The organism is Pseudomonas sp. TE36184 (genome assembly GCF_054060055.1).
On sequence record NZ_JBSSCU010000001.1, the window covers coordinates 6,275,883 to 6,301,889 of the forward strand.

General features: G+C 61.9%; 19 protein-coding genes. 12 read left to right on the forward strand and 7 right to left on the reverse strand.

Annotated features, from left to right (window positions below; all coding sequences use genetic code 11):
• Positions 1-175: 175 nt before the first annotated feature.
• From sctC to ACVWZP_RS28550, 5 genes are all read left to right on the forward strand, one after another.
• Positions 176-1,642, forward strand: coding sequence for a type III secretion system outer membrane ring subunit SctC (sctC, locus tag ACVWZP_RS28530; RefSeq protein WP_457370408.1), 1,467 nt, complete (start codon positions 176-178; stop codon positions 1,640-1,642).
• 14 nt (positions 1,643-1,656) lie between these two features.
• Positions 1,657-1,872 carry a FliM/FliN family flagellar motor switch protein gene (locus tag ACVWZP_RS28535; RefSeq protein ID WP_017845218.1) on the forward strand — a complete coding sequence of 72 codons (216 nt, stop codon included), beginning with the start codon at positions 1,657-1,659 and terminating at the stop codon, positions 1,870-1,872.
• A 168-nt stretch (positions 1,873-2,040) separates the two neighbouring features.
• Positions 2,041-2,418, forward strand: coding sequence for a winged helix-turn-helix domain-containing protein (locus ACVWZP_RS28540; RefSeq protein ID WP_046382432.1), 378 nt, complete (start codon positions 2,041-2,043; stop codon positions 2,416-2,418).
• Positions 2,419-2,425: 7 nt separating this feature from the next.
• Positions 2,426-2,887: a transglycosylase SLT domain-containing protein gene (locus ACVWZP_RS28545; RefSeq protein ID WP_256822703.1), complete on the forward strand. Its 462-nt coding sequence runs from the start codon at positions 2,426-2,428 to the stop codon at positions 2,885-2,887.
• 86 nt (positions 2,888-2,973) lie between these two features.
• Positions 2,974-4,002, forward strand: coding sequence for a quinone-dependent dihydroorotate dehydrogenase (locus ACVWZP_RS28550; RefSeq protein ID WP_046382434.1), 1,029 nt, complete (start codon positions 2,974-2,976; stop codon positions 4,000-4,002).
• Between the two features lie 124 nt (positions 4,003-4,126).
• Here ACVWZP_RS28550 and rmf read toward each other — a convergent pair whose 3' ends face one another.
• The gene (gene rmf / locus ACVWZP_RS28555; protein WP_002553055.1) at positions 4,127-4,342 is read right to left on the reverse strand and encodes a ribosome modulation factor; all 216 of its coding nucleotides are present in this window, start codon (positions 4,340-4,342) and stop codon (positions 4,127-4,129) included.
• Positions 4,343-4,872: 530 nt separating this feature from the next.
• Between rmf and rlmKL the strand changes: the two genes are divergently transcribed.
• Positions 4,873-7,143 (forward strand): bifunctional 23S rRNA (guanine(2069)-N(7))-methyltransferase RlmK/23S rRNA (guanine(2445)-N(2))-methyltransferase RlmL, encoded by a 2,271-nt coding sequence (gene rlmKL, locus ACVWZP_RS28560; protein ID WP_046382435.1) that lies wholly within the window; start codon positions 4,873-4,875, stop codon positions 7,141-7,143.
• A 139-nt stretch (positions 7,144-7,282) separates the two neighbouring features.
• On the forward strand, positions 7,283-9,667 hold the full coding sequence (locus ACVWZP_RS28565; RefSeq protein ID WP_288073874.1) for a sensor domain-containing diguanylate cyclase: 2,385 nt from the start codon (positions 7,283-7,285) through the stop codon (positions 9,665-9,667).
• Between the two features lie 57 nt (positions 9,668-9,724).
• Here the strand turns inward: ACVWZP_RS28565 and dacB are convergent, their stop codons facing one another.
• Positions 9,725-11,185 (reverse strand): D-alanyl-D-alanine carboxypeptidase/D-alanyl-D-alanine endopeptidase, encoded by a 1,461-nt coding sequence (dacB, locus tag ACVWZP_RS28570; RefSeq protein WP_457370328.1) that lies wholly within the window; start codon positions 11,183-11,185, stop codon positions 9,725-9,727.
• Between the two features lie 237 nt (positions 11,186-11,422).
• On the opposite strand from dacB, the gene ACVWZP_RS28575 reads away from it, so the two are divergent.
• On the forward strand, positions 11,423-11,767 hold the full coding sequence (locus tag ACVWZP_RS28575; protein WP_046382438.1) for a YggL family protein: 345 nt from the start codon (positions 11,423-11,425) through the stop codon (positions 11,765-11,767).
• A 37-nt stretch (positions 11,768-11,804) separates the two neighbouring features.
• Here the strand turns inward: ACVWZP_RS28575 and ACVWZP_RS28580 are convergent, their stop codons facing one another.
• Positions 11,805-12,995 (reverse strand): benzoate/H(+) symporter BenE family transporter, encoded by a 1,191-nt coding sequence (locus tag ACVWZP_RS28580; RefSeq protein ID WP_046489409.1) that lies wholly within the window; start codon positions 12,993-12,995, stop codon positions 11,805-11,807.
• A 226-nt stretch (positions 12,996-13,221) separates the two neighbouring features.
• Between ACVWZP_RS28580 and ACVWZP_RS28585 the strand changes: the two genes are divergently transcribed.
• Complete coding sequence (locus tag ACVWZP_RS28585) at positions 13,222-13,986, forward strand: GntR family transcriptional regulator (protein WP_046382440.1); 765 nt, start codon at positions 13,222-13,224, stop codon at positions 13,984-13,986.
• Between the two features lie 128 nt (positions 13,987-14,114).
• Here the strand turns inward: ACVWZP_RS28585 and guaD are convergent, their stop codons facing one another.
• From guaD to xdhA, 4 genes are all read right to left on the reverse strand, one after another.
• Complete coding sequence (guaD, locus tag ACVWZP_RS28590) at positions 14,115-15,419, reverse strand: guanine deaminase (RefSeq protein ID WP_057003812.1); 1,305 nt, start codon at positions 15,417-15,419, stop codon at positions 14,115-14,117.
• 12 nt (positions 15,420-15,431) lie between these two features.
• Entirely contained in the window at positions 15,432-16,271 is an 840-nt protein-coding gene (xdhC, locus tag ACVWZP_RS28595) for a xanthine dehydrogenase accessory protein XdhC (protein WP_108524751.1), read from the reverse strand.
• Between the two features lie 294 nt (positions 16,272-16,565).
• Complete coding sequence (xdhB, locus tag ACVWZP_RS28600) at positions 16,566-18,965, reverse strand: xanthine dehydrogenase molybdopterin binding subunit (RefSeq protein WP_457370329.1); 2,400 nt, start codon at positions 18,963-18,965, stop codon at positions 16,566-16,568.
• The gene (gene xdhA / locus ACVWZP_RS28605) at positions 18,958-20,403 is read right to left on the reverse strand and encodes a xanthine dehydrogenase small subunit (RefSeq protein WP_079444499.1); all 1,446 of its coding nucleotides are present in this window, start codon (positions 20,401-20,403) and stop codon (positions 18,958-18,960) included. The genes xdhB and xdhA overlap by 8 nt, the downstream gene beginning before the upstream one ends.
• A gap of 280 nt (positions 20,404-20,683) precedes the next feature.
• On the opposite strand from xdhA, the gene ACVWZP_RS28610 reads away from it, so the two are divergent.
• The 3 genes from ACVWZP_RS28610 to zipA all read left to right on the forward strand — a co-directional run bounded on the left by ACVWZP_RS28610 (position 20,684) and on the right by zipA (position 25,957).
• Entirely contained in the window at positions 20,684-21,343 is a 660-nt protein-coding gene (locus ACVWZP_RS28610; protein WP_017845232.1) for a GntR family transcriptional regulator, read from the forward strand.
• A 2-nt stretch (positions 21,344-21,345) separates the two neighbouring features.
• Positions 21,346-24,834, forward strand: coding sequence for a chromosome segregation protein SMC (gene smc, locus ACVWZP_RS28615; RefSeq protein WP_046489415.1), 3,489 nt, complete (start codon positions 21,346-21,348; stop codon positions 24,832-24,834).
• A gap of 259 nt (positions 24,835-25,093) precedes the next feature.
• On the forward strand, positions 25,094-25,957 hold the full coding sequence (gene zipA / locus ACVWZP_RS28620; protein WP_017845234.1) for a cell division protein ZipA: 864 nt from the start codon (positions 25,094-25,096) through the stop codon (positions 25,955-25,957).
• Positions 25,958-26,007: the final 50 nt, after the last annotated feature.

A 26,007-nucleotide genomic window follows, 5' to 3' on the forward strand; every position in this document is an offset into this window, starting at 1 on the left:
CGTTGGCGCGCGCTCTGATACAGAGTGCATAGCAAGGCACATGCCACGGGCGGAACGGCGTGTTACGCCGTCAACTTTCCATCAAGATTGAAACGCCACAGGCTTTCAGTATGGCCGCTTCCCTATGCCAGACTGCCCAGGAAACCCCACGGTGTACGCTGATTCTCCGACAACGATGGCCGCCCATCGGCTGTGCCGCTGGCTGTTTTACGCGGTGTTGATGCTGGGCTGTGCGTCTGCCCGGGGTGAGACTTACCTGGCGCGGGACGAAAGCCTGCACACGTTTTTCAGCGCGTTGTCGCTGCCTCTCGGCCTGCCGGTCGTTGTCAGCCGGGCGGCGGCTCGGCAACGCGTTGACGGAACCTACGATTTCAGCCGGGCGCAGCAGGTGCTGGAGGCGGTAGCCGAGCAGCATCACCTGATCTGGTACAGCGACGGGCAGGTGCTCTACCTCTACGCAGCAGATGAAGCGAAGAGCTCGGCGGTGACGCTGCGGCATATTTCCGTCTCAAGGCTGCGCGAGTTCATGCGTCGCTCGGGGCTCGATGAGTCCCGCTACCCGCTGCGGGAGAGCGGGGGCCGGATGTTCTATGTGTCCGGGCCGGCGAACTATGTCGACCAGGTGCTGCACCTTACGCAATTGATGGACCGCCAGCGGGCCGCGCTCCGTGTGGGCCAGCAGGCGTTTGGCGTGGTGCAGGTGCTCAATACCCATGTGGCGGACCGCGAGTACGTGATGGGCGAGGAAAAGGTCAATGTGCCGGGCATTGCGTCGCTGATCGAGACCGTGCTTTCCCGCGAACAACAGGCGCCCGCGCAACGGCCGCCCGGCTTGCTGGCCGACAAGAGCCTGGCCGTGATTCCTTACCCGGATACCAACAGCCTGCTGATCAAGGGCAAGCCTGCCCAGGTGCGTTTTATCGAGCAATTGGTGGCGGAGCTGGATGTGCCCAAGCGCGCGATCGAGGTTTCGCTGTGGCTGGTGGATGTGGACCGTGACGAACTGAAGAAAATCGACCAGGCCTGGGCCGAGGAAACCCACACATCAACTTCGGCGACTCGGGTGCTGGAGCCGTTGGAGGACAATCGTCTGATGGCGCAGATCGCCGTGCTGGAGCGACGACGGCGCGCGCGGGTGGTGACACTGCCGGTGATTCTCACCCAGGAGAACGTTCCTGCGGTGTTCCAGGATAACCACACACTCTACGTGCCGGGGCCCGCCGTCGCTCGCACCGACTGGAAACCCATACGCTATGGCACCCAGGTCAGCGCGTTGCCGCGGTTTGCCGAGGCGAACGAGATCGAGATGCTGCTGAGCCTTGAGGATGACCGCCAGATGGGCGAGGCGGGGCGGCGTCAGAAAATGACCGCAGTCGGGCGGGTCAGCGTCAGCAGTGTCGTTCGGATGCCACAGGGGAAACGCCTGTGGTTGGGCGGGTTTCGCCGGGATGTTGATGCGCAGGGGCGTGCCACTGCGCCTGGCCAGCGTGCCGAAGTACGGCTGTTTGTGATTCAGGCCCGGGCCGTGGGTAACGAGCTCAAGACCCTGGATGGCACCGTCGGGCCGCCACCGCTGACTCAGCCGCAATACGAACGGGTGCACCGTGCGTTTGCGCGGTCGATTCGCGATGTCGATCAATGAGGTAGGCGCTCGTCATGCATCTGGAAATTCTTTTGCAGGAACAACTGATCACGCGCAAGCGGCTGGCGTTGTTTGCACCGGGGAAAGTGCTGCCGCTGGCACCGGAGGTCATCCATTGCGTGGAAGTGCGCGTCAACGGTCAGTTACTGGCTCTGGGCGAACTGGTGCAGTTGGAAGACCGCCTGGGGGTTGAGCTGCTTGAGGTCTACCAGGAGTGGGTATCGCCTTAGTTATCAGTTCCAGTGAGATTTCTTACAAGGCGATTCCGGAAAGCCCTGCTGATATGGGCTTTCTCCTAGGGTGGCTCGGGGAGGCTTTTTTTATAGTCGTGCAGTCGGCGTATGCGCCATTTCTGGAAATCAGGATTTCAATGTCAGTGGTTGGATGCAGAGGTGTGTATGGCCGTGGTGAATGATGGAGGGATGACGATTTCCCTGGTCTTTGGCCGCTGGACCCTGCATGGCGATGGACGCTTGACCGGCGAGGGCGTGGATATCCAGTTGCCGCCCAAGGAATGGCAAGTGCTGCGCTTGTTGTTGGTGTCCGGTGGTGCGCTGATGACCAAAGACTGTTTGCTTGAAATGGCTTGGCGCCAGGGGGAGGTGTCGGAGGAATCGCTGACACGCTGCATTTATTCGTTGCGTAAACATCTGCGCGCCGACAAAGGGTTTATCAAGACGATCTATGGCAGGGGCTATCGCTTTACATGCCCGGTGCGGCCAGCCGAGCGCGCCTCGTTGCAGCCCATCGATGTTTGTTCGGCCTGTGGCAGGTAGCCTCGGGATGCGCAAGGCGTGGCGCAAGGGCCTGTTGCTGGTGGTGCTGATGGGCAGCAATAAGGCGCTGGCGTATTGCTGGGACGAGGTGGCCAGTCGCTACGATCTTGAGCCGGAATTGCTGCAGGCCATTGCCGCCGTAGAGTCGGGTTACCGTGCGGGCGCGATGAATTACAACAATCGCAACGGCTCCCGCGATATCGGCCTGATGCAGATCAACAGCGTTCACTTGCCACGCTTGCTCAAATTAGGCATCACCGAAGACCGGCTGTTGAGTGAGCCGTGCCTGTCAATAGAGGTCGGGGCCTCGATTCTTGCCGAGTTCGTTCAGCGCTTCGGCTATAACTGGACGGCCATCGGCGCCTACAACGCAGGCCCGGGGCCGGGTCCACAGCGTGAGGCGTTGCGCTTGCAGTACGCACAGAAGGTCTGGGCCCGTTACGAAGCGTTGGTCGCGCATCGCTACTGACGATTGGGCGGCACGCCTCGCACGCAGGCCGCCAGCCCGGCTATAATCGCCGCCACTTATCGCCGCCATCCGAGTCTAGCCCGCCCATGTATACCCTGGCCCGCCAGCTGTTGTTCAAACTCTCCCCGGAGACTTCCCATGATCTGTCCCTGGACCTGATCGGTGCCGGTGGCCGCCTGGGGCTCAATGGCCTGGTATGCAAGGCACCGGCGAAAATGCCGGTTTCGGTGATGGGGCTCGACTTTCCCAACCCGGTCGGGCTGGCTGCCGGCCTGGACAAGAACGGTACGGCCATCGATGGCTTTGCGCAGTTGGGTTTCGGTTTCGTCGAAATCGGCACCGTGACCCCGCGCCCTCAACCGGGCAATCCCAAGCCGCGCATCTTTCGCCTGCCGGAGGCTGAGGCGATCATCAACCGCATGGGCTTCAACAACCTCGGTGTCGATCACCTGCTGTCGCGGGTCCAGGCGGCGAAGTACAAGGGCGTCCTCGGGATCAATATCGGCAAGAATTTCGATACGCCGGTGGAGCGCGCGGTGGATGACTACCTGATCTGCCTGGACAAGGTCTACGCCCACGCCAGCTATGTCACGGTGAACGTCAGCTCGCCCAACACCCCGGGCCTGCGTAGCCTGCAGTTCGGTGACTCCCTCAAGCAATTGCTCGAAGCCTTGCGCCTGCGCCAGGAAGACCTCGCCGTGCGCCATGGCAAGCGTGTGCCGTTGGCGATCAAGATCGCCCCGGACATGACGGATGAAGAAACCGTGCTGGTTGCCCAGGCGCTGGTGGAGTCAGGCATGGATGCGGTGATTGCCACCAACACCACCCTCAGCCGTGTCGGCGTTGAAGGCCTGGCCCATGGCGACGAAGCGGGCGGCTTGTCGGGCGCTCCGGTGCGTGACAAAAGCACGCACATCGTCAAGGTGCTGGCCGCCGAGCTGGCCGGGCGTTTGCCGATCATCGCGGTCGGCGGTATCACCGAAGGCAAGCACGCGGCCGAGAAGATCGCCGCTGGCGCGAGCCTGGTGCAGCTGTATTCCGGCTTTATCTACAAAGGCCCGGCGCTGATTCGCGAGGCGGTGGACGCGATTGCGGCATTGCCCAAAAAGGCCTGACACACGCCCAATAAAAAGGGCTCCTCAAGAGGAGCCCCTGGGCCGAAGCCCGCCGCCTGGATAGGGCGTGCGTGGTTAAGTCGTTAGCTATATTCGTGCTGGTGTCGGAATTGAATGCCCTTGATTAGCCGACCGCGTGAAGTTCGTTGAGTCTGTGGATGCCCGCAGTGCCTGTCATACCGTCCCAGTTGTCGCCGCGTCCTTCTCGCCAGCCGTTGATCCAGGCTTGGCGTACCGACGGTAGAGTAAATGGGCAAAGCTCACGGGATTTGCCATGAACGCCGTATTGATATCCGCGTAAAAATGCTCTTTCCAACGGATCACGCTTAAGTCTTCTCATAGGGTGTTTCCCTCACTTGTTGACTGTCTTGATATCCTTCGGCCTCGTCTGAGGCCGGGCAGAGTTTTTCTGCCGTTGGTGCGGCCCGCTGCCGGCGTGGCGAGCCAATGTGCCAGTGCCGTTGTGGCGCTGACCTGTGTTGAGTTCTAACCAATAGGTCACATGGATTCAATGATCGTTTTGTCATAAGCACGTAACAATAACGATGTTATAGCCATAAGCTGGGATGGCTTTTCGCCCCTTTTATTGGGCAAAGCCGGCTATGATGTGCCTTACGAAGAGAATGGCTTAATCCCTTGCTGAAAAAGCCCGCCCGTTGCAGTCGGTTATTATTCGACGAAGGGTCTGAATATTTCTTTTTGTTGCATCACTTATCTCTCTGCCCCGTCAATCAAGGCCCACAGGCCCGCCAGACGGGGTGGGACGGCACATTCGTGCCACGCGGGCACTCTTCAAGAAAAGTGCTTGATTGAAAACCGAGCCGGCGATGCGTCGCCCGTTCATTTATTGCTGAAAAGCCTGGATTGCCCATGTCGGACCGTTTTGAACTCTTCCTCACCTGCCCCAAGGGCCTCGAAGGCCTGCTGATCGAGGAAGCCGTCGGGCTTGGCCTTGAGGAAGCCCGCGAGCACACCTCGGCCGTGCGCGGCATGGCCGACATGGAAACCGCCTACCGCCTGTGCCTCTGGTCGCGCCTGGCCAACCGCGTGTTGCTGGTCCTCAAGCGCTTCCCGATGAAGGACGCCGAAGACCTCTACCATGGCGTGCTGGATATCGACTGGGCCGATCACATGGTCCCGGACGGCAGCCTGGCGGTGGAGTTCAGCGGTCACGGCTCGGGCATCGACAACACCCACTTCGGCGCGCTGAAGGTCAAGGATGCGATTGTCGACAAGCTGCGCACCCCGACCGGCGAGCGTCCGTCCATCGACAAGATCAACCCGGACCTGCGCATCCACCTGCGCCTGGACCGTGGCGAAGCGATTCTCTCCCTCGACCTGTCCGGCCACAGCCTGCACCAGCGCGGTTACCGCCTGCAGCAGGGCGCGGCACCGTTGAAGGAAAACCTCGCTGCAGCCATCCTGATCCGTGCCGGCTGGCCGCGCATCGCTGCGGAAGGCGGCGCGTTGACCGACCCGATGTGCGGCGTCGGCACCTTCCTGGTGGAAGGCGCGATGATCGCCGCCGATATGGCGCCCAACCTCAATCGCGAACTGTGGGGTTTCACCACCTGGCTCGGTCACGTCCCGGCGTTGTGGAAGAAACTGCACACCGAGGCCAGCGAGCGCGCTGCCATCGGCATGAACAAGCCGCCGTTGTGGATTCGTGGCTACGAAGCCGATCCGCGCTTGATCCAGCCTGCTCGCAACAACATCGAGCGTGCCGGTCTCAGCCATTGGATCAAGGTGTACCAGGGCGAAGTCGGCACGTTCGAGCCGCGCCCGGACCAGAACCAGAAAGGCCTGGTGATCTGCAACCCGCCCTACGGCGAGCGGCTGGGCGACGAAGCGAGCCTGTTGTACCTCTACCAGAACCTCGGCGAGCGTCTGCGCCAGGCGTGCATGGGCTGGGAGGCGGCGGTGTTCACCGGCGCGCCGGACCTGGGCAAGCGCATGGGCATCCGCAGTCACAAGCAGTATTCGTTCTGGAACGGCGCTTTGCCGTGCAAATTGCTGCTGATCAAGGTCAACCCGGACCAGTTCGTCACCGGCGAGCGCCGCACCCCAGAGCAGCGCCAGGCCGAACGTGAACAAGCTGCCTACGACCAGACCCCGACCGAGCCGCAAGAGCGTCAGTACAACAAGAACGGCAACCCGATCAAACCTGCACCGGCGCCGGCCCCCGTGGTCGAACAGGCGCGCCTGAGCGAAGGCGGGCAGATGTTTGCCAACCGCCTGCAAAAGAACCTCAAGCAACTGGGCAAGTGGGCCAAGCGTGAGGGCGTGGATTGCTACCGCGTCTACGATGCCGACATGCCGGAATATTCCATGGCCATCGACCTGTATCACGATTGGGTCCATGTGCAGGAATACGCCGCGCCGAAATCCATCGACCCGGAAAAAGCCTCCGCGCGCATGTTCGACGCATTGGCGGCCATTCCCCAGGCGCTGAACATCGACAAGAGCCGCGTGGTGGTCAAGCGCCGCGAGCGTCAGAGCGGCACCAAGCAGTACGAACGCCAGAGCGCCCAGGGCAAGTTCACCGAGGTCAGCGAAGGCGGCGTGAAGCTGCTGGTCAACCTCACCGACTACCTCGACACCGGCCTGTTCCTCGACCACCGGCCGATGCGTATGCGTATCCAGAAAGAGGCGGCCGGCAAGCGTTTCCTCAACCTGTATTGCTACACCGCCACCGCCAGCGTGCATGCGGCCAAGGGCGGCGCGCGCACCACGACCAGCGTCGACCTGTCCAAGACCTACCTGGACTGGGCGCGCCGCAACTTCTCCCTCAACGGTTTCTCCGACAAGAACCGCCTGGAGCAGGGTGATGTGATGGCGTGGCTGGAAGCCAGTCGCGATGAGTTCGACCTGATCTTCATCGACCCGCCGACCTTCTCCAACTCCAAGCGCATGGAAGGGATCTTCGACGTGCAGCGCGACCACGTGCAACTGCTCGACCTCGCCATGGCGCGCCTGGCACCGGGCGGCGTGCTGTACTTCTCGAACAACTTCCGCAAGTTCGTGCTTGAGGACAACCTCAGCGAACGCTACGCGGTCGAGGAGATCAGCGACAAGACCCTCGACCCGGATTTTGCGCGTAACGCGAAGATCCATCGGGCCTGGAAAATCACTGCTCGCTGATTGCTCCACTCATCAGCCGCAAGCCTGGAATTATCCGGTCTTGCGGCTTTTTTACGCTGGTCAAACGGAGGGCCGCTCGCTATAACTAAATGTCCGGCCAAAGTGATCCCCCCACACGCTGGCGTTGTGAGTGTTGCCTATGCCGTTGCAAGCCGTTCGCCCGAAGATCCTAGGTTTTATCAATGAGCAGGTATCGGCTTGGTTGATGGCATTGGTGGTGTTTCTGGGCGGTAGCGCCTTGACGATCATCGTCGCCTGGGCGACATCCGACCTCTATCAACAGCAAGGGCGCCAGCGTTTCCAGCTGTTGGTCAATGAGCGATTCACCCGTCTGCAGGAGCGTTTCGAGGACCAGGAGCAACGCCTGACCAGCCTGCAACGCTTCTTCGTCAATTCCAATGATGTGTCCCGCGACGAGTTCGACGGTTTCGCCCAGCCTTTGCTGCTGCGTTCCCGGGCCTATGCCTGGGCGCCGCGGGTTATGCGTGATCAGCGCGCTCAGTTTGAACAGGACGTATCGCGCCAGCGCGGTCTGCCGTTCAGCATACGGGAACTGAATTCACACGGTGAGTTGGCCCCGGCGGTGGAGCGCGATGAATACGTGCCGGTCCTGTACAGCCAGACCCGAAGCCTGCTCGGTTCGCCGCTGGGCTTTGACCTGCTGGCCCAGCCGCTGCGGCGCTCGACCCTGGAGCGCGCACAAGCGAGCGGCAAGCTGGCCGTGTCCCAGCCCATGCAGTTGGTGGGGGTGGAACCGGCCTATGCCACCGGGGTGTTATTGGTCGCGCCGGTCGTCTCCCCGGGCGGAACAGAACCCTACGGCTTTGTGATGGCCGTGATCAGCATGCGCCAGTTGATGGCCGACGGCTTGCCCAAGTCGGATCGCGATAATCTGGTGACGCAGATCGTCGACACTTCCGACCAGCAAGGGCGCCTGTTGTACGAATCCAGCAATGCCCTGGCCGACAGCGATCTGGTCGCCGCGCGTCGCCTCACCCTCGGCGATCATGTCTACGCCCTGAACCTGCGCCCCAGCCAGGTGTTCGAACAGGGCAACGGCTCGTCGTTGGTCCCGATCCTGGCCGTGGGCGGGCTCTTCAGCCTGTTGCTCAGTGTCTTGCTCTATATGTTGGTCAGCCAGCGTCAGCGCGCCTTGAAACTGGTGGAGCAGCGTACCGTGCAGCTACGCCTGCGCGAGCAGGAACTGCGCAGCGCCCATGGCCAGTTACGCAGTGTGCTGAACGCCGCGACGCAGGTTGCGATCATTGCCACCGACTTGCACGGCGTGATCAACACCTTCAACGCCGGTGCCGAGCAGATGCTGGGGTTCAAGGCCGAGCACATACTCGGCCGCTCGACCCTGGAGAGCCTGCATGTGGCGGCGGAGCTGGATGTGCGTGCGGCGAGTCTGAGCATTGCATTGGGCCGGCGAATCCCGCCGAGCCAGGCGATGCTGGTGGAAAGCCCGGGCAGCCCGCACGAGGCGCGCGAGTGGACCTTGGTGCGCGAGGATGGCAGCCGTTTGACGGTGAATATGTTGGGCACCGTGTTGCTGGATGACCATGGCTTATGGGTCGGGCACCTGGCGATGTACCTGGATGTCACCGAGCAAAAACGCGCCTACGAGGCCCTGGCCGTGCGCGACCGTCTGCTGAAAAAGCTCAGCGCCCATGTCCCGGGCGGGATCTTCCAATTCACTCTGGAACCCCAGGACAAGTGGCGGTTTGTCTACGCCAGTGATGGCATGCGCGATATCTATGAGATCGACACAGGGGTGCTGCAACGGGATGCAACGCAGGTCTTGGAGCGCATCCACCCGCTGGACGTCGAGCGGGTGCGTGCGTCGATCCGCTTATCCGCGCTGCAATTGAGCCACTGGCGCGAAGAGTACCGCGTGCAACTGCCGCAACGGGGCCTGCGCTGGATTCGCGGTGAGGCCACGCCGGAAGAACTGCCGGGCGGCGGTACGCTGTGGCATGGCTATGTGTCGGACATTTCCGATCTCAAGCGCGTGGAAGAAGAACTGCGCGCGCTGTCCATCACCGATGCCCTCACCGGGATCCATAACCGTCGGTATTTCCAGGATCGTCTCAAGGCTGAGATGGTCCGCCTCAATCGCACCTCGGGGGCGTTGTCGGTGATCATGCTGGATATCGATCACTTCAAGCGTATCAACGACCAGTACGGCCATGCGGTCGGGGATGGAGTGTTGCAGGAACTGTGCAAGCGCATCAGCCAGCGCTTGCGCCGCACCGATGTGTTCTGTCGCCTGGGTGGCGAGGAGTTCATGGTGTTGTGCCCCAACACCGACGGCGCCCAGGCCTACGGTTTGGCGATGGAGCTATGGCGGGCGCTGCGCGATGCGCCGATGGGGACGGTGGGAGTCGTCACCGCCAGCTTCGGGGTGGCCAGTTGGCGGGTCGATGAGGGGATCGACGGGTTACTGCTGCGCGCGGATTCGGCGGTGTACGTGGCCAAGCAGGCGGGCAGGGATCGGGTCGAAGCGGAACGCTTGCCGGTGTGAATGTCGACGTCGTACACAACCTGTGGGCGCGGGTTTGCCCACAGGTTGTGGCGGTGTCTAGAGGACTGGCGCCGCTGCCGCCAGCTTCGGCTGGCGGTACAGGTCCAGCAGCACCTGGTCGAGCACCGACGACGCACCCCACGGCTTCGGATCGTTGAGGATCGCCACCACCACCCAGGTATTGCCGTTGTTGTCGCGGCTGAACCCGGCGATGGCGCGCACGGTGTTCAAGGTACCGGTCTTGACGTGGGCTTCACCGCGCATGGCGGTGGTCTTCAGGCGTTTACGCATGGTGCCGTCGGTGCCGGCGATTGGCATCGAGCTGATGTATTCCGCGGCGTAGGGGCTTCTCCACGCGGCTTGCAACATGGCCGCCATCTCACGCGCGCTGACGCGTTCGGCACGGGACAGGCCCGAACCGTTCTCCATCACCAAGTGCGGTGAGGTGATGCCTTTTTTCGCCAGCCACTGGCGTACCACGCGTTGCGCGGCCTTGGCATCGTCGCCGTCGGCGTCGTTGCGGAACTGCGCGCCCAGGCTCAGGAACAACTGCTGGGCCATGGTGTTGTTACTGTATTTGTTGATGTCGCGGATGATTTCCGCCAGGTCCGGCGAGAAGGCCCGCGCCAGTACCTTGGCGTCCTTGGGCACCGGTGCCTGGATGTCACGGCCCTGGATGGTGCCGCCCAATTCCTGCCAGATCGCCCGCACGGCGCCGGCGGTGTACGTGGCGTGGTCGAGCAACGACAAGTAGGTCTGCGAGCTGCAGCCATCGCCCAACTGGCCGCTGACGGTCACGGTGATGCTGCCATCCGCCGCCGTCACCGGGTTGTAGCGCACGTCGCCGGTACATTGCTTGGCGTTGGACGCCTTGACCTGATTGTCGATGCGAATGCTGGCGATCGGCGGCTCGACCGACACGATCACGCGTCCCGAATCGTTGCGGGTCACGAAGCGCAGGGCCTTGAGGTTGACCAGCAAGGCATCGGGCTTGACCAGGAACGGTTTGTTCTCGTCATTGCCGTCGTCATTGAATTCCGGCAGTTGCGGCGGGATAAAGAAGCTACGGTCCAGCACCAGATCGCCGGTGACTTGCTGCACGCCATTGGCCCGCAGGTCGCGCATCAGCAGCCAGAGTTTTTCCATGTTCAGCTTGGGATCGCCGCCGCCCTTGAGGTACAGGTTGCCGCGCAATACACCACCGCTGAGGGGGCCGTCGGTGTAGAACTCGGTCTTCCACTGGTGGTTGGGGCCGAGCATTTCCAGGGCTGCGTAGGTGGTGACCAGCTTCATGGTGGAGGCCGGGTTCACCGAGACGTCGGCATTGAAGACGGTGGGGGTGCCGGGGCCGTTCAACGGCAGCATCACCAGGGACAATGCGGTGTTCTGCAACTTGGCCTTCTGCAGGGCCTGTGCAACGTTGGGTGGCAGGGTGTTATTGATCGGGGCGGCGGTGGCGGAAAAAGCCAGCGGCAGGAGAACGCCGGCAAGGAGCAATGGACGCAAAGATTTGATCATAAGGAATAAAACCCTACTGCTGAGGAGGGTGAAAAAGGCGAGGGGTATGTAAGAAAATCCCTCAGTAGTCATGAAAGTGTCGGCATTATGCCCCAAGCTGGAACCACTTGTAGCTGAACGATAGCTGCTAATCGGGGTTTTTTTTCCAGGCATTTCGCCGCCTGTCCCAGAGAGTCGGGCAATCGCTGCCTTAAGCTGCTAAAGTGCCGCCCGTTATTACTTATGAGGATTGTTCCAATGGCGACTAACCGTTCCCAGCGTCTGCGCAAAAAACTGTGCGTTGATGAATTTCAAGAGCTGGGTTTCGAACTGAACCTGGACTTCAACGAAGGCCTGAGTGAAGAAGCTATCGACGCTTTCCTCGAAGCATTCATCAAAGAAGCCATGGAAGCCAACGGTCTGGGCTATGTCGGCGGCGATGACTACGGTCTGGTTTGCCTGCAGAAGCGTGGCTCGGTCTCCGAAGCGCAGCGTGCTGCCGTTGACGCCTGGCTGAAAACCCGTTCCGAGCTGACCAAGGCTGAAGTCAGCCCGTTGATGGACGTGTGGTATCCGGAAAAGCCGATCAACGCGGCTAAGTGATACTAAACAAAACGGCGACCTGAGGGTCGCCGTTTTTTTATGCCTTGCGCCAGTTCAGAATCAGCAGCGTCAACACCCCCGCCACGATCCCCCAGAACGCCGACCCGATGGAAAACAACGTCAAGCCTGACGCGGTGACCATAAAGGTGATCAGCGCCGCTTCCCGTTCCTTCGGCTCATTCATGGCGATGCTCAAGCCATTGATGATCGAGCCAAACAACGCCAATGCCGCAATCGACAGCACCAGTTCCTTGGGCAATGCTGCGAACAAGGCCGCCAATGTGGCGCCGAACACCCCGGCAATGCCGTAGAACACGCCACACCAGACTGCCGCCGTGTAGCGCTTGTTACGGTCTTCATGGGCGTGGGGCCCGGTGCAGATCGCCGCACTGATCGCCGCCAGGTTGATGCCGTGGGAGCCGAACGGCGCCAACACCAGCGAGGCCAGGCCGGTGGCGGTGATCAGCGGCGACGCTGGCACGTTATAGCCGTCGGCGCGCAACACTGCGACGCCCGGCATGTTTTGCGAGGTCATCGCCACCACGAACAGCGGGATGCCGATGCTGATGGTCGCCGCCAGCGAGAAGTGCGGCGTGGTCCAGACCGGCGTTGCCACTTCCAGGTGAAAGCCGCTGAAATCCAGGAGCCCCATCAGCCCGGACAGCACGCTGCCGATCACCAGCGCGGCGAGCACCGCATACCGCGGCGACAGGCGTTTGATGAGCAGGTAGGTGAAAAACATCCCCAGCACCAGGCCGGTGCGATGCTGCGCGGCGACGAAAATCTCGCTGCCGATCTTGAACAGAATCCCCGCCAGCAACGCCGCCGCCAGCGACGCCGGGATGCGTCTGACCAGTTTTTCGAAGCTGCCGGTCAGCCCGCAGAGCGTCACCAGCACCGCGCAGGTGATGTAGGCGCCGATGGCTTCGCCGTAACTGACGCCGCCGAGGCTGGTGATCAACAGCGCTGCGCCGGGTGTCGACCAGGCAATGGTGATCGGTGTGCGGTAGCGCAGGGACAGGCCGATGCTGCACACCGCCATGCCGATGGAAATCGCCCAGATCCACGAGGAAATCTGCGCGCTGGTCAAACCGGCGGCTTGGCCGGCCTGGAACATGAGCACCAGGGAGCTGGTATAGCCGGTCATCATGGCGATGAAACCGGCGACGATGGCCGAGGGAGAAGTGTCGGCCAGTGGGCGCAAGGGCGCTTGGGTGGCGTCGGTCATGGCTAGGTGTTCCTTTTACCTGGGAGTTTGCCAGTGAAGGCGCAGATTCAAGCCTAAACTCAAACGTAACGACTCATTGCAATACAGCCGGGCTCGCAAACAGCCGTACAGTGTGTTGGCGCATGGGGTTGTGTACAATGTGCGCTGATTTTAGCTGATACTTGCCAGCGCCTCTTTGTTGCCGTATTACCGTTAATTCGCCGCCGTTCTCCCGATCCGAGTGCCCATGAACGAACAGTTGCAACCTCTCAAGAAACAACCGCGAGCCAGCAAGACCGGCCGCAGCGGAACCCAGGACGATATCGTCTACGCGCATATCTTCGAGGCGATTCTCGAACAACGCCTGGCACCCGGTACCAAATTGAGCGAAGAGGCACTCGGCGAAATCTTTGGCGTGAGCCGCACCATCATTCGCCGCGCGCTGTCGCGCCTGGCCCATGAAGGCGTGGTACTGCTGCGGCCCAATCGCGGCGCGGTGGTGGCCAGCCCGAGTGTCGAAGAAGCGCGCCAGGTGTTCCTGGCCCGGCGCCTGGTCGAGCGGGCGATCACGGAGCTGGCGGTGCAGCACGCCACGGCGGAGCAGTTGGCCGAGTTGCGGCAGATGGTCAACGACGAACGCGACAGCTTCTCCCGCGGCGATCGCGGTGCCGGTATCCGCCTTTCCGGCGAATTCCATCTGAAGCTGGCCGAAGCGGCGAAGAACGCGCCGCTGATCAGCTTCCAGCGCAGCCTGGTGTCCCAGACCTCATTGATCATCGCGCAGTACGAAAGCGGCAACCGTTCGCACTGTTCCTACGATGAACACAGTCAGTTGATTGATGCGATCGAAGCCCGAGACGCGGCGCTGGCAGTGAATTTGATGATGCATCACATGGATCATATCGACAGCAAGCTCAACCTCGACGAGGAAAGCGCGTCGGATGATTTGCATGCGGTGTTCTCGCATTTGTTGCAGAGCAAGAAGCCGGGGCGTTCGTCGGTCAAACTCTAAGCCCGATCAAAAATGTGGGAGGGGGCTTGCCCCCGATGGCGGTGTATCAGTCACTGGATGCTTTGACTGAACCACTGCAATCGGGGGCAAGCCCCCCTCCCACATTTGGGTTTGTGGCATATCTGAAATTAGCGTTGGTGGACCAGATTACCGGCCGCATAGGTCTGCAACACCGCCCGGTCATCCCCCAACGTCATCAATACAAACAACCTCTCGGCAATGTCCTTGGCCTGCTTCATGCGATAGCTGAGCAGTGGCGTGGCGTTGTAATCCAGCACCAGGAAGTCCGCATCGGTACCCGGCTGCAACGTGCCGATCTTGTCCTCCAACCGCAGCGCCCGCGCACCGCCCAGGGTGGCCAGGTACAGTGACTTGAACGGGCTCAGTCGCGCGCCTTGCAGTTGCATGACCTTGTAGGCTTCGTTCAACGTCTGCAGCAACGAGAAGCTGGTGCCGCCGCCGACGTCAGTGCCCAGGCCCACGTTGAGTTTGTGCTTCTCGGCCATCGGCAGGTTGAACAGCCCGCTGCCGAGGAACAGGTTCGAGGTCGGGCAGAATGCGACTGCCGAGCCGGTCTGCGCCAACCGCGCGCATTCGTCATCGCACAGATGCACGCCGTGGGCAAACACCGAGCGTTCGCCCAATAGCTGGTAGTGGTCGTACACATCCAGGTAGCCGCTGCGCTCGGGGAACAGCTCGTTGACCCACTCGACTTCCTGCTTGTTCTCACTGATGTGCGTCTGCATGTACAGGTCGGGGTATTCGCCCAGCAGTTGCCCGGCCAGCGCCAATTGCTGCGGCGTGCTGGTAGGCGCGAAGCGCGGCGTCACCGCATAGTGCAGGCGGCCCTTGCCGTGCCAGCGTTCGATCAGCGCCTTGCTCTCCTGGTAGCCGGATTCGGCGGTGTCGGTCAGGTAGTCGGGGGCGTTGCGGTCCATCATCACCTTGCCGGCGATCATGCGCAGGTCGAGTTTTTCGGCGGCCTCGAAGAATGCCTGCACCGATTGCGGATGCACGCTGCCGAACACCAGCGCGGTGGTGGTGCCGTTGCGCAGCAGTTCCTTGATGAAAATCTCCGCGACGTCCTCGGCATGGGCCTTGTCGGCGAACTGGCGCTCGCAGGGGAAGGTGTAGGTGTTGAGCCAGTCCAGCAACTGTTCGCCATAAGCGCCGACCATGCCGGTTTGCGGCAGGTGGATATGCGTATCGATCAGCCCGGGGGTGATCAGCGCGTCCTGGTAGTGGGTGATTTCGACCTCGGCGGGCAGGTGCGGCAGCAGGTCGTGGGCGTGGCCCAGGGCGCTGATCCGGCCGTTGTCGATGACCAGCAGGCCGTCTTCGAAATACTCATAGGACGCCTCGATCCCCACTTCGGCGGGGTCGGCGAGGCTGTGCAGGATGGCGGCGCGGTAGGCTTTGCGAGTCGAAGGCATGGTGATCTCAATTTAGATAGCTTGGCTGCGACGCGAAGCCGGCAGCAGTTGGGCAATGGGTTCGGCGCTCGCGGTGTGCTGGCCGAAATGGGCGTTATAGGTGGCGATGATTTCGCCAGCGATGGAGATGGCGATTTCCACCGGCAATTTGCCCTTCACTTCGCTAAGGCCCATGGGACAGCGCATGCGTTGCAGTTGTGCGGCGTCGACGCCGCGATCCCGCAGGCGGTGTTCGAACTTGACGCGCTTGGTCTTTGAACCGATCAGGCCGAAGTAGGCAAAGTCATTGCGCTTGAGCAGGGCGGCGCTGAGTTCCAGGTCCAGCGCGTGATTGTGGGTCATCACGATGCAGTAACTGCCTACGGGCAGGTCGGCAATTTCGTCGACCGGTTCTTCGCTGACGATTTTGCGCACGCCTTGTGGGATGTATTCCGGGAACTCTTGCTCGCGCGAATCGATCCAGCGCACCCGGCACGGCAGGCTCGCCAGCAACGGCACCAGGGCGCGGCCGACGTGGCCGGCGCCAAATACGGCGATCTGTGCCTGCACCTGGCCCATGGGTTCGAACAGCAGCACGGTCGCGCCGCCGCAGCACTGGCCCAGGCTCGCGCCGAGGCTGAAGCGCTCCAGATGGGTGTGTTGCTGGCCGCGGGCGAGCATGTCGCGGGCGATCTGCATCGCTTTGTATTCCAGGTGCCCGCCGCCGATGGTGTCGAACGTGTGTGCGGCACTGATGACCATCTTCGAACCGGCATTGCGCGGCGTGGAGCCGAGCTCTTCGATGATGGTGACCAGTACGCAGGGCTCGCCCTGGTTTTGCAGGTTGGCGAGGGCGCTGATCCAGTTGTTCATGTCTACCTCAACATTTCTGTTGTCAGTTCTACCGTCATCGGGGGCAAGCCCCCTCCCACACTTGAATGTATTCACAGATCAAAAATGTGGGAGGGGCAAGCCCCTTCTCACACTTGAATGTATTCACAGATCAAAAATGTGGGAGGGGCAAGCCCCTTCTCACACTTGAATGTATTCACAGATCAAAAATGTGAGAGGGGCAAGCCCCTTCCCATACTTGAATGTATTCACAGGTGAAAAATGTGGGAGGGGCGGTGCGACGATTCGACTTGCCCCCGATGGCAGCGCCTCGATTCAGAGCGAAGCCATCTCGGTTTCAGCCTCAACCGCCTTCGCAGCCCCCAACTGCCGCATCTGCTCACAGCCCCACAACACCCGCTCCGGCGTCGCCGGCGCATCGATGTTCGGCTGGTGACGATAGTCACCCAGGCTCGCCACCGCATCCTTGATCGCGCACCACGAAGCAATCCCGAGCATGAACGGCGGCTCACCCACGGCCTTGGAATGGAACACCGTGTCTTCCGGGTTCTTACGGTTTTCCACCAGCTTCACGCGCAAATCCAAGGGCATGTCGGCCACGGCCGGAATCTTGTAGCTGGCCGGACCGTTCGTCATCAGCTTGCCCTTGTCGTTCCACACCAGCTCTTCCATGGTCAGCCAGCCCATGCCCTGGATAAAGCCGCCTTCGACCTGGCCAGTGTCGATGGCCGGGTTCAGCGAAGCGCCGACGTCGTGGAGGATGTCGGTGCGCAGCATCTTGTATTCGCCGGTCAGGGTGTCGACGATCACTTCGCAGCAGGCCGCGCCGAACGCGAAGTAGTAGAACGGCCGACCGCGCGCCTGGCTGCGGTCGTAGAAGATTTTCGGGGTCTTGTAGAAGCCGGTGCTCGACAACGACACCTGGGCGAAATACGCCTGCTGGATCAGGCTTTCAAAGCTCAGGATCTGCTCGCGCACGCGCACATGGCCGTTGTGGAATGCCACGTCCGCTTCGCTCACCGCGTAGTGGCGCGCGGCAAATTCCACCAGGCGTTGCTTGATGGTTTCGGCGGCGTTCTGCGCGGCCTTGCCGTTCAGGTCGGCACCGCTGGAGGCGGCGGTCGGCGAGGTGTTGGGCACCTTGTCGGTGTTGGTGGCGGTGATCTGCACACGGTCGATGTCCACCTGGAACACCTCGGCCACCACTTGCGCGACCTTGGTGTTCAAGCCCTGGCCCATCTCGGTGCCGCCGTGGTTCAGGTGGATGCTGCCATCGGTGTAGATATGGATCAGCGCGCCGGCCTGGTTGAGGAAGCTGGCGGTGAAGGAGATGCCGAATTTCACCGGGGTCAGCGCCAGGCCTTTTTTCAGGATCGGGCTGTGCGCGTTGTAGCGGCGGATCGCTTCGCGGCGCTCGGCGTATTGGCTGCTGGCCTCAAGCTCGGCAGTCATCTCTTCGAGCAGGTTGTGCTCGACGGTCTGATAGTAGTGGGTGACGTTGCGCTCGGTCTTGCCGTAATAGTTGGCCTTGCGCACCGCCAACGGGTCGAGGGCCAGATGACGGGCGATGGCGTCCATCACTTCTTCGATGGCGACCATCCCTTGCGGGCCGCCGAAGCCGCGATAGGCGGTGTTGGACGCGGTGTTGGTCTTGCAGCGATGGCCGTTGACCGTGGCATCGCCCAGGTAATACGCGTTGTCGGCGTGGAACATGGCGCGGTCGACAATCGAGTTCGACAGGTCTGGCGAACAGCCGCAGTTACCCGCCAGCTCCAGCTGGATGCCATGCAAGCGCCCGCTGTCGTCGAAGCCGACGTCGTATTCGATATAGAAGGGGTGGCGCTTGCCGGTCATCAGCATGTCTTCGACGCGCGGCAGGCGCATCTTGGTCGGCTGCCCGGTAAGGCGCGCGACCACCGCACACAGGCACGCCGGGCTGGCGGCCTGAGTCTCCTTGCCGCCGAAACCACCGCCCATGCGGCGCATGTCGACGACGATCTTGTTCATCGACACGTCGAGCACTTCGGCCACCAGCTTCTGCACCTCGGTGGGGTTTTGCGTGGAGCAGTAGACGATCATGCCGCCGTCTTCGGTGGGCATCACCGAGGAAATCTGGGTTTCCAGGTAGAAGTGTTCCTGGCCGCCGATATGCAGCGTGCCCTGGATGCGATGCTTCGCGGCCGCCAGTGCTGTCGCCGAATCGCCGCGTTGATGGGTGTGGCTGTCCAGCACGAAATGCTGGTTGCGGTAGGCCTCGACCACGTCCAGCACCGGCTCCAGGTCTTCGTATTCGATCACTGCGGCCAGCGCCGCTTTGCGCGCAGTTTCCAGGTCGCGGGCGGCCACGGCCAGCACCACCTGGCCGACGAACTGCACGGTGTCGATGGCCAGCAGCGGATCACCCGGCAGCAGCGGGCCGATGTCTTTGAGCCCCGGCACGTCTTCGTGGGTGATGACGATACGCACGCCGTCGAAGGCGTAGCAGGGCGCGGTATCGATGTTGAGGATTTTGGCGTGGGCGCGGTCGGACAGGCGCGCATACAGGTGCAACTGGTTGGGGAATTCCAGGCGGTCGTCGATGTACTGCGCTTCGCCGGATACGTGCTTGGCGGCGCTGTCGTGCTTGACGCTGCGGCCGACGCCAGAGGTCAGGTCCTGGGCAAACAGCGCGGCCAGTTCGGCCTGGGTTTTTGCCACGGCGTGATGGTTAGACATAGGCGGTCACCCGAGTTTCGATGTGCGGCGTTTGCAGCTCGATGAAGTATTTGCGCAGCAGGTTCTGCGCGCTGAGCAGGCGGTATTCCTTGCTGGCGCGAAAGTCCGACAGCGGGGTGAAATCCTCGGCCAGGGCGGCGCAGGCGTGCTCCACGGTGGCGGCATTCCAGGGCGCGCCGATCAGCACGGTTTCGCAGTGCTGTGCGCGTTTGGGCGTGGCGGCCATACCGCCGAAGGCGACGCGGGCGTCGCTGATCACACCGTCGTCGATCTTCAGGTTGAACGCCGCGCACACCGCGGAAATATCGTCGTCCAGGCGCTTGGATACCTTGTACGCCCGGAACCGCGTGTGGCCCTTGGGCACGATGATCTTCTCGATGAACTCGCTGTCTTGGCGTGCGGTGACGCGGTAGTCGATGAAGTAATCTTCCAGCGCCAGGGTGCGACGGACGTTGCCCTTGCACAGCACGATCTGCGCGCCGAGGGCGATCAGCAGCGGCGGCGAATCGCCGATCGGCGAGGCGTTGCCGATGTTGCCGCCCAGGGTGCCCTGGTTGCGGATTTGCAGGGAGGCGAAGCGCTGCAGCAGTTCGCCGAAGTCCGCGTATTCGTGGCGCAGCGCGGTGTAGCAATCGGAGAGGGCGGCGGCGGCGCCGATTTCCAGGCGATCGTCGAACGTCTCGATGCGCTTCATCTCGTCGATATTGCCGACATAGATCATCACCGGCAGCGTGCGGTGGAACTGCGTGACTTCCAGCGCCAGGTCGGTGCCACCGGCCAGCAGGCGGGCCTGGGGGTAGGCGTCGTAGAGGTCGGCCAGGTCGGCGACGGTCAGCGGCACCAGGCAGCGTTTGTCGCCGCTGTTGAGTTCAGCGGTGTGCGTCGGCGCGATAGCCTTGAGGCGGGCGATGGTCTGGGCCTCGCGGCTGTCGAACTGATCCTGGGGTTTGTTGCAGCAGGCCTGTTCGGCGGCGGCGAGGATCGGGCGATAGCCGGTGCAGCGGCACAGGTTGCCGGCCAGGGCTTCATGGGCTTTGTCGCGGTCGGGCGCGTCGCTGTTTTTTTGCAGGGCGAACAACGACATCACAAAACCGGGGGTGCAGAAGCCGCATTGCGAACCGTGACACTCCACCATCGCCTGTTGCACGCTGTGCAGTTGGCCCTGGTGCTTGAGGTCTTCGACGCTGATCAACTGTTTGCCGTGCAACGACGACACGAACGTCAGGCACGCATTCAGGCTGCGATAGCGAATCCGCTCGCCCTGCTCGTCGCTGTGCAGTTCGCCGACCACCACGGTGCAGGCGCCGCAATCGCCGCTGGCACAGCCTTCCTTGGTGCCGGGTTTGCCCACATGCTCGCGCAGGTAGTTGAGCACGGTCAGGTTGGGGTCCAGGGCGTGCTCGCTACGGAGTTCCTGGTTAAGTAAAAACTGGATCACGGAAGGCCTCGCAGACTCATTATTGTTGTTAACCGCTTTGCGCCGAATCTAGTCATGTCTGACTTTTCGGTCAATGATTTTCTGACCTAAAGGTCAAGAAAATGCGGTCACAACCCTATCAATTATGGTCCAGTCTTCTGGAACCGGCGTTTTTGGGGGCTTCTGGCGGTTCATCGTTGCTTATTTCATGCCAAATTCTTGAAGGTGGGCCGAGCGCCATCAGCGGGCATTTGCGCTACACTGGCGCGCTTGTATCGATAGAAGATTTTGAAGGGAAAACATGACGTTCAAGGCGCCGGACAGTCTCGCCGAGCAAATCGCTCACCACCTCGCCGAACGTATCATTCGCGGCGATCTCAAGCCTGGGGAACGGATCCAGGAACAGAAGGTCACGCTGGCACTCAATGTCAGCCGCGGTTCCGTGCGTGAAGCCTTGCTGATCCTCGAACGTCGCCACCTGATCGCGATCCTGCCGCGCCGTGGCGCTCACGTTACCGAACTCACCGCGCACAAGGTGCAGAGCCTGTGTACGTTGATGGCCGAGCTGTACATCCTGCTCGGCAATGCGGTGGCGCAGGGCTGGCAGACCCAGGCCGACATGGCGCCGTTCGTGCAGATCCAGCAGCGCCTGGTGAGCAATTTCGAACGCCAGGACATCCGCGCCTTCGTCGCAGAAAGCTTCAATGTGATGCGTGCCGCGTACCCCTTCGCCAACAATCCGTATTTGCAGGAAACCGTCGAGAACCTGCAGCCAGCGATGAACCGCGCCTATTACCTGGCCCTGGATCAACGCAAGGCCTCCATGAGCGAATACCTCGCGCTGTTCGAGCAATTGCTCGCCGCCGTGCTCGCCCGTGACTTGCCGCAGATTCGCCTGGTGCTGTCGGCCTACGGCCAGCGCAGCTGCTCGCTGGTGATCGCTGCGTTGGCGGACGCCTAAGCGTGCGGCTCAAGTGCATCAAACTGGCGGGGTTCAAATCCTTCGTCGACCCGACCACGGTGAACTTCCCCAGTAACATGGCGGCGGTGGTCGGGCCCAATGGCTGCGGCAAGTCGAACATCATCGATGCCGTGCGCTGGGTGATGGGCGAGAGCTCGGCAAAAAACCTGCGTGGCGAGTCGATGACCGACGTCATCTTCAATGGCTCCACCAGCCGCAAGCCGGTGAGCCAGGCCAGCATCGAACTGGTGTTCGACAACTCTGACGGCACCCTGGTCGGCGAATACGCGGCCTACGCGGAAATTTCCATCCGCCGCAAAGTGACGCGCGACAGCCAGAACAGTTACTTCCTCAACGGCACCAAGTGTCGCCGTCGGGACATCACCGATATCTTCCTCGGCACCGGCCTTGGCCCGCGCAGCTACTCGATCATCGAACAGGGCATGATCTCCAAGCTGATCGAAGCCAAGCCCGAAGACCTGCGTAACTTTATCGAAGAAGCTGCCGGCATCTCCAAGTACAAGGAGCGCCGTCGCGAGACCGAAAACCGTATCCGCCGCACCCATGAAAACCTCGCCCGCCTGACCGACCTGCGCGAAGAGCTGGAGCGCCAGTTGGAGCGCCTGCACCGCCAGGCCCAGGCCGCCGAGAAGTATCAGGAATACAAGGGCGAAGAACGTCAGCTCAAGGCACAACTGTCGGCCTTGCGCTGGCAGGCGCTAAACGATCAGGTTGGCCAGCGCGAAGCGATCATCGGCACCCAGGAAATCAGCTTCGAAGCCCTGGTGGCCGAACAACGCAACGCCGACGCCAGCATCGAGCGCCTGCGCGACGGGCATCATGACCTGTCCGAGCGCTTCAATCTGGTGCAGGGCCGCTTCTATTCGGTGGGCGGCGACATCGCCCGGGTCGAGCAGAGCATCCAGCACGGCCAGCAACGTCTGCGCCAGTTGCAGGACGATCTGAAGGAAGCCGAGCGCGCGCGCCTGGAGACCGAGTCCCACCTCGGCCACGACCGCACCTTGCTGCTGACCCTCGGCGAAGAGCTGGACATGCTCACCCCCGAACAGGAAATCACCAGCGCTGCTGCCGAAGAAGCCGCCGCCACTCTGGAAGAATCCGAGACCACCATGCACGGCTGGCAGGAGCAGTGGGACACCTTCAACCTGCGCTCCGCCGAACCGCGCCGCCAGGCTGAGGTGCAGCAGTCGCGCATCCAGCAACTGGAAACCAGCATGGAGCGCCTGGCCGAGCGCCAGCGTCGCTTGCAGGAAGAGCGCGTGCTGCTCGCCGCCGACCCGGAAGACGCGGCGATCCTGGAGCTGAGCGAGCAACTCGCCGAAAGCGAAATGACCCTCGAAGAGCTGGAAGCCAGCGAAGAACAGCAAGTGGAGCGCCTGGAGCAATTGCGTCAGCAACTGCAACAGGCGACCCAGGCCCAGCAACAGGCCCAAGGCGATCTGCAGCGGCTCAACGGGCGCCTGGCGTCCCTCGAAGCCTTGCAGCAGGCCGCGTTGGACCCTGGCACCGGCACCGCCGAATGGCTGCGTGACCAGCACTTGGCCGAACGCCCGCGTCTGGCGGAGGGCTTGAAGGTCGAGGCCGGTTGGGAGTTGGCGGTGGAAACCGTGCTCGGCGCCGACCTGCAAGCGGTGCTGGTGGATGATTTTGCCGGCTTCGACCTGGCCGGTTTTGCCCAGGGCGATCTGCGCTTGCTCAGCCCCGCCGCCGATGGCGCGCGCGTGCCGGGCAGCCTGCTGGATAAAGTCGAGGCGGCGCTTGACCTGGCGCCGTGGCTGGGCCAGGTCAAACCGGTGGAATCCCTCGAGCAGGCGCTGGCCCAGCGCGGTCAACTGGGCGCCGGCGAAAGCCTGATCAGCCGCGACGGCTATTGGGTCGGCCGCCACTTCCTGCGGGTGCGCCGCGCCAGTGAGGCGGAAAGTGGCGTATTGGCCCGTGGCCAGGAAATCGTCAAGCTGATCGCCGAGCGTGAAGAGCGCGAAGCCACCCTGGAAAGCCTGGAAACCGAACTGCAGACCCTGCGCGCCACCCAGCGCCAGCAAGAGACCGGCCGCGAACACCTGCGCCGCCTGTTGCAGGACGAAGCGCGCCAGCAGGGCGAATTGAAAGCCCAGTTGTCGGCGAGCAAGGCCAAGGTCGAGCAACTGACCCTGCGCCGCACTCGCCTCGACGAAGAAGTGGCCGAGATGGGCGAGCAGCGCGCCCTCGAACACGAACAGATCGGCGAGGCGCGCCTGCAATTGCAGGAAGCCCTCGACAGCATGGCCGTCGACACCGAGCAGCGCGAATTGCTGCTGGCCCAGCGCGACAGCCTGCGCGAACGCCTCGACCGCGTCCGCCAGGAAGCGCGCCAGCACAAGGACCACGCCCACCAGTTGGCGGTGCGCCTCGGCTCCCTGCGCGCCCAGCACGATTCCACGCGCCAGGCCCTGGAGCGCCTGGAGATGCAGTCCGAGCGCCTGACCGAAAAGCGTGAGCAACTGAGCCTCAACCTGGAGGAGGGCGAAGCGCCCCTGGAAGAGTTGCGGCTCAAGCTCGAAGAACTGCTCGACAAGCGCATGACCGTCGACGAAGAACTCAAGACCGCGCAAATCGCCCTGGAAGACGCCGACCGCGAACTGCGCGACGCGGAAAAACGCCGCACCCAGGCCGAGCAGCAATCCCAACTGATTCGCGGCCAGCTCGAACAACAGCGCATGGAATGGCAGGCCCTGACCGTGCGGCGCAAAACCCTGCAGGACCAACTGCTCGAAGACGGCTACGACCTGCACGGCGTGCTCAACACCCTGACCGCCCAGGCCAACGAGAAAGACGCCGAAGAAGAACTTGAGCGGATTGCCGCGCGTATCCAGCGACTCGGTGCGATCAACCTCGCCGCCATCGACGAATACCAGCAACAGTCCGAGCGTAAACGTTATCTGGACGCCCAGGACGCCGATCTGGTGGAAGCCCTGGACACCCTGGAAAACGTGATCCGCAAGATCGACAAGGAAACCCGCAACCGCTTCAAAGATACCTTTGATCAGATTAACGGCGGTTTACAGGCGTTATTCCCAAAAGTTTTCGGTGGCGGCAGCGCTTACTTGGAACTGACGGGCGAAGATCTACTCGATACAGGGGTAACGATCATGGCGCGGCCTCCGGGCAAGAAGAACAGCACCATCCATTTGTTGTCCGGCGGCGAAAAAGCCCTGACCGCATTGGCCCTGGTGTTTGCCATCTTCAAGTTGAACCCGGCGCCGTTCTGCATGCTCGATGAAGTTGACGCGCCACTGGATGACGCTAACGTTGGACGTTACGCACGCCTGGTCAAAGAGATGTCCCAGACCGTGCAGTTCATCTATATCACCCACAACAAGATCGCCATGGAAATGGCGGATCAGTTGATGGGGGTGACGATGCACGAGCCGGGCTGTTCGCGATTGGTGGCGGTGGATGTCGAAGAGGCGATGGCGATGGTGGATTCCTGAGCCATGCCGGCAACGAAGATTATCAGCGCGATGTAGGGCGGTTTACCGGTCTGACGAAAGTGGCAAATTGGCATATTTGTTCAAGGCATTTTGACAGACGGTGTAAAGTTATCTTTGGTCGTGCTAGTTTAATGTCAATTTTTCGTATGCGTGGGCAAAACGTCAGTCAGAACATAGAGTTGGCGCCACGTTTTAAAGCGGTTTGCACGGTGCTAAACCCCTTATTTTTCAGCATTTTTTATTAGAGGCACGGGATTACATGGAAATCGGTCTGCGCGAGTGGCTGATCGTCATCGGCATTATTGTCATTGCCGGTATTCTTTTTGATGGCTGGCGCCGTATGCGCGGCGGCAAGGGCAAGCTCAAGTTCCGTCTGGACCGCAACCTGTCCAACTTGCCCGACGACGACGGCAGCGCCGAGCTGCTGGGGCCGCCCCGTGTGCTGGATACCCACAAGGAACCGCAACTGGACGAACATGACTTGCCGTCCATGAGCGCCCCTGTGCGCGAAGCCCGCGAGCCGTCTTCCAAACGTGGCAAACGTGGCAGTGCCGCCGCCGCCGAGCCGCATCAGGGCGACCTGAACCTGGGCGTGGACGACGGCCCGAGCTTCAGCAGCCGCGATGACGATTTCCCTGACGAGAGCCCGGCCAAGAGTGCGCCGCGCCAGTCGGTGAACGATCAGCCGGCCGCCGAAGAAGTCCTGGTGATCAGCGTGATCTGCCGCGACGCCGCTGGCTTCAAGGGCCCGGCACTGTTGCAGAACATCCTGGAAAGCGGCCTGCGCTTTGGCGAGATGGATATCTTCCACCGCCACGAAAGCATGGCCGGTAATGGCGAAGTGCTGTTCTCGATGGCCAACGCGGTCAAGCCGGGCACCTTCGACCTGGACGATATCGACCTGTTCAGCACCCCGGCGGTGAGCTTCTTCCTCGGCCTGCCGGGTCCGCGTCATCCGAAACAGGCTTTCGACGTGATGGTTGCCGCAGCACGCAAGCTGTCCCAGGAGCTCAACGGCGAACTGAAGGACGATCAGCGCAGCGTCCTGACCGCCCAGACCATCGAACACTACCGTCAGCGCATCGTCGAGTTCGAGCGTCGCGCCCTGACACAGAAACGCTGAGGTTTGGCCTCAAGCGTTGTCGATAGAATAAGCGCACCAACATTTGAGCA

Bases quoted from the DNA above. Each gene is read 5' to 3' on its own strand.
- sctC (WP_457370408.1), top strand. From the start codon at position 176: ATGGCCGCCCATCGGCTGTGCCGCTGGCTGTTTTACGCGGTGTTGATG.
- ACVWZP_RS28535 (WP_017845218.1), top strand. From the start codon at position 1,657: ATGCATCTGGAAATTCTTTTGCAGGAACAACTGATCACGCGCAAGCGG.
- ACVWZP_RS28540 (WP_046382432.1), top strand. From the start codon at position 2,041: ATGGCCGTGGTGAATGATGGAGGGATGACGATTTCCCTGGTCTTTGGC.
- ACVWZP_RS28545 (WP_256822703.1), top strand. From the start codon at position 2,426: ATGCGCAAGGCGTGGCGCAAGGGCCTGTTGCTGGTGGTGCTGATGGGC.
- ACVWZP_RS28550 (WP_046382434.1), top strand. From the start codon at position 2,974: ATGTATACCCTGGCCCGCCAGCTGTTGTTCAAACTCTCCCCGGAGACT.
- rmf (WP_002553055.1), bottom strand. From the start codon at position 4,342: ATGAGAAGACTTAAGCGTGATCCGTTGGAAAGAGCATTTTTACGCGGA.
- rlmKL (WP_046382435.1), top strand. From the start codon at position 4,873: ATGTCGGACCGTTTTGAACTCTTCCTCACCTGCCCCAAGGGCCTCGAA.
- ACVWZP_RS28565 (WP_288073874.1), top strand. From the start codon at position 7,283: ATGCCGTTGCAAGCCGTTCGCCCGAAGATCCTAGGTTTTATCAATGAG.
- dacB (WP_457370328.1), bottom strand. From the start codon at position 11,185: ATGATCAAATCTTTGCGTCCATTGCTCCTTGCCGGCGTTCTCCTGCCG.
- ACVWZP_RS28575 (WP_046382438.1), top strand. From the start codon at position 11,423: ATGGCGACTAACCGTTCCCAGCGTCTGCGCAAAAAACTGTGCGTTGAT.
- ACVWZP_RS28580 (WP_046489409.1), bottom strand. From the start codon at position 12,995: ATGACCGACGCCACCCAAGCGCCCTTGCGCCCACTGGCCGACACTTCT.
- ACVWZP_RS28585 (WP_046382440.1), top strand. From the start codon at position 13,222: ATGAACGAACAGTTGCAACCTCTCAAGAAACAACCGCGAGCCAGCAAG.
- guaD (WP_057003812.1), bottom strand. From the start codon at position 15,419: ATGCCTTCGACTCGCAAAGCCTACCGCGCCGCCATCCTGCACAGCCTC.
- xdhC (WP_108524751.1), bottom strand. From the start codon at position 16,271: ATGAACAACTGGATCAGCGCCCTCGCCAACCTGCAAAACCAGGGCGAG.
- xdhB (WP_457370329.1), bottom strand. From the start codon at position 18,965: ATGTCTAACCATCACGCCGTGGCAAAAACCCAGGCCGAACTGGCCGCG.
- ACVWZP_RS28610 (WP_017845232.1), top strand. From the start codon at position 20,684: ATGACGTTCAAGGCGCCGGACAGTCTCGCCGAGCAAATCGCTCACCAC.
- zipA (WP_017845234.1), top strand. From the start codon at position 25,094: ATGGAAATCGGTCTGCGCGAGTGGCTGATCGTCATCGGCATTATTGTC.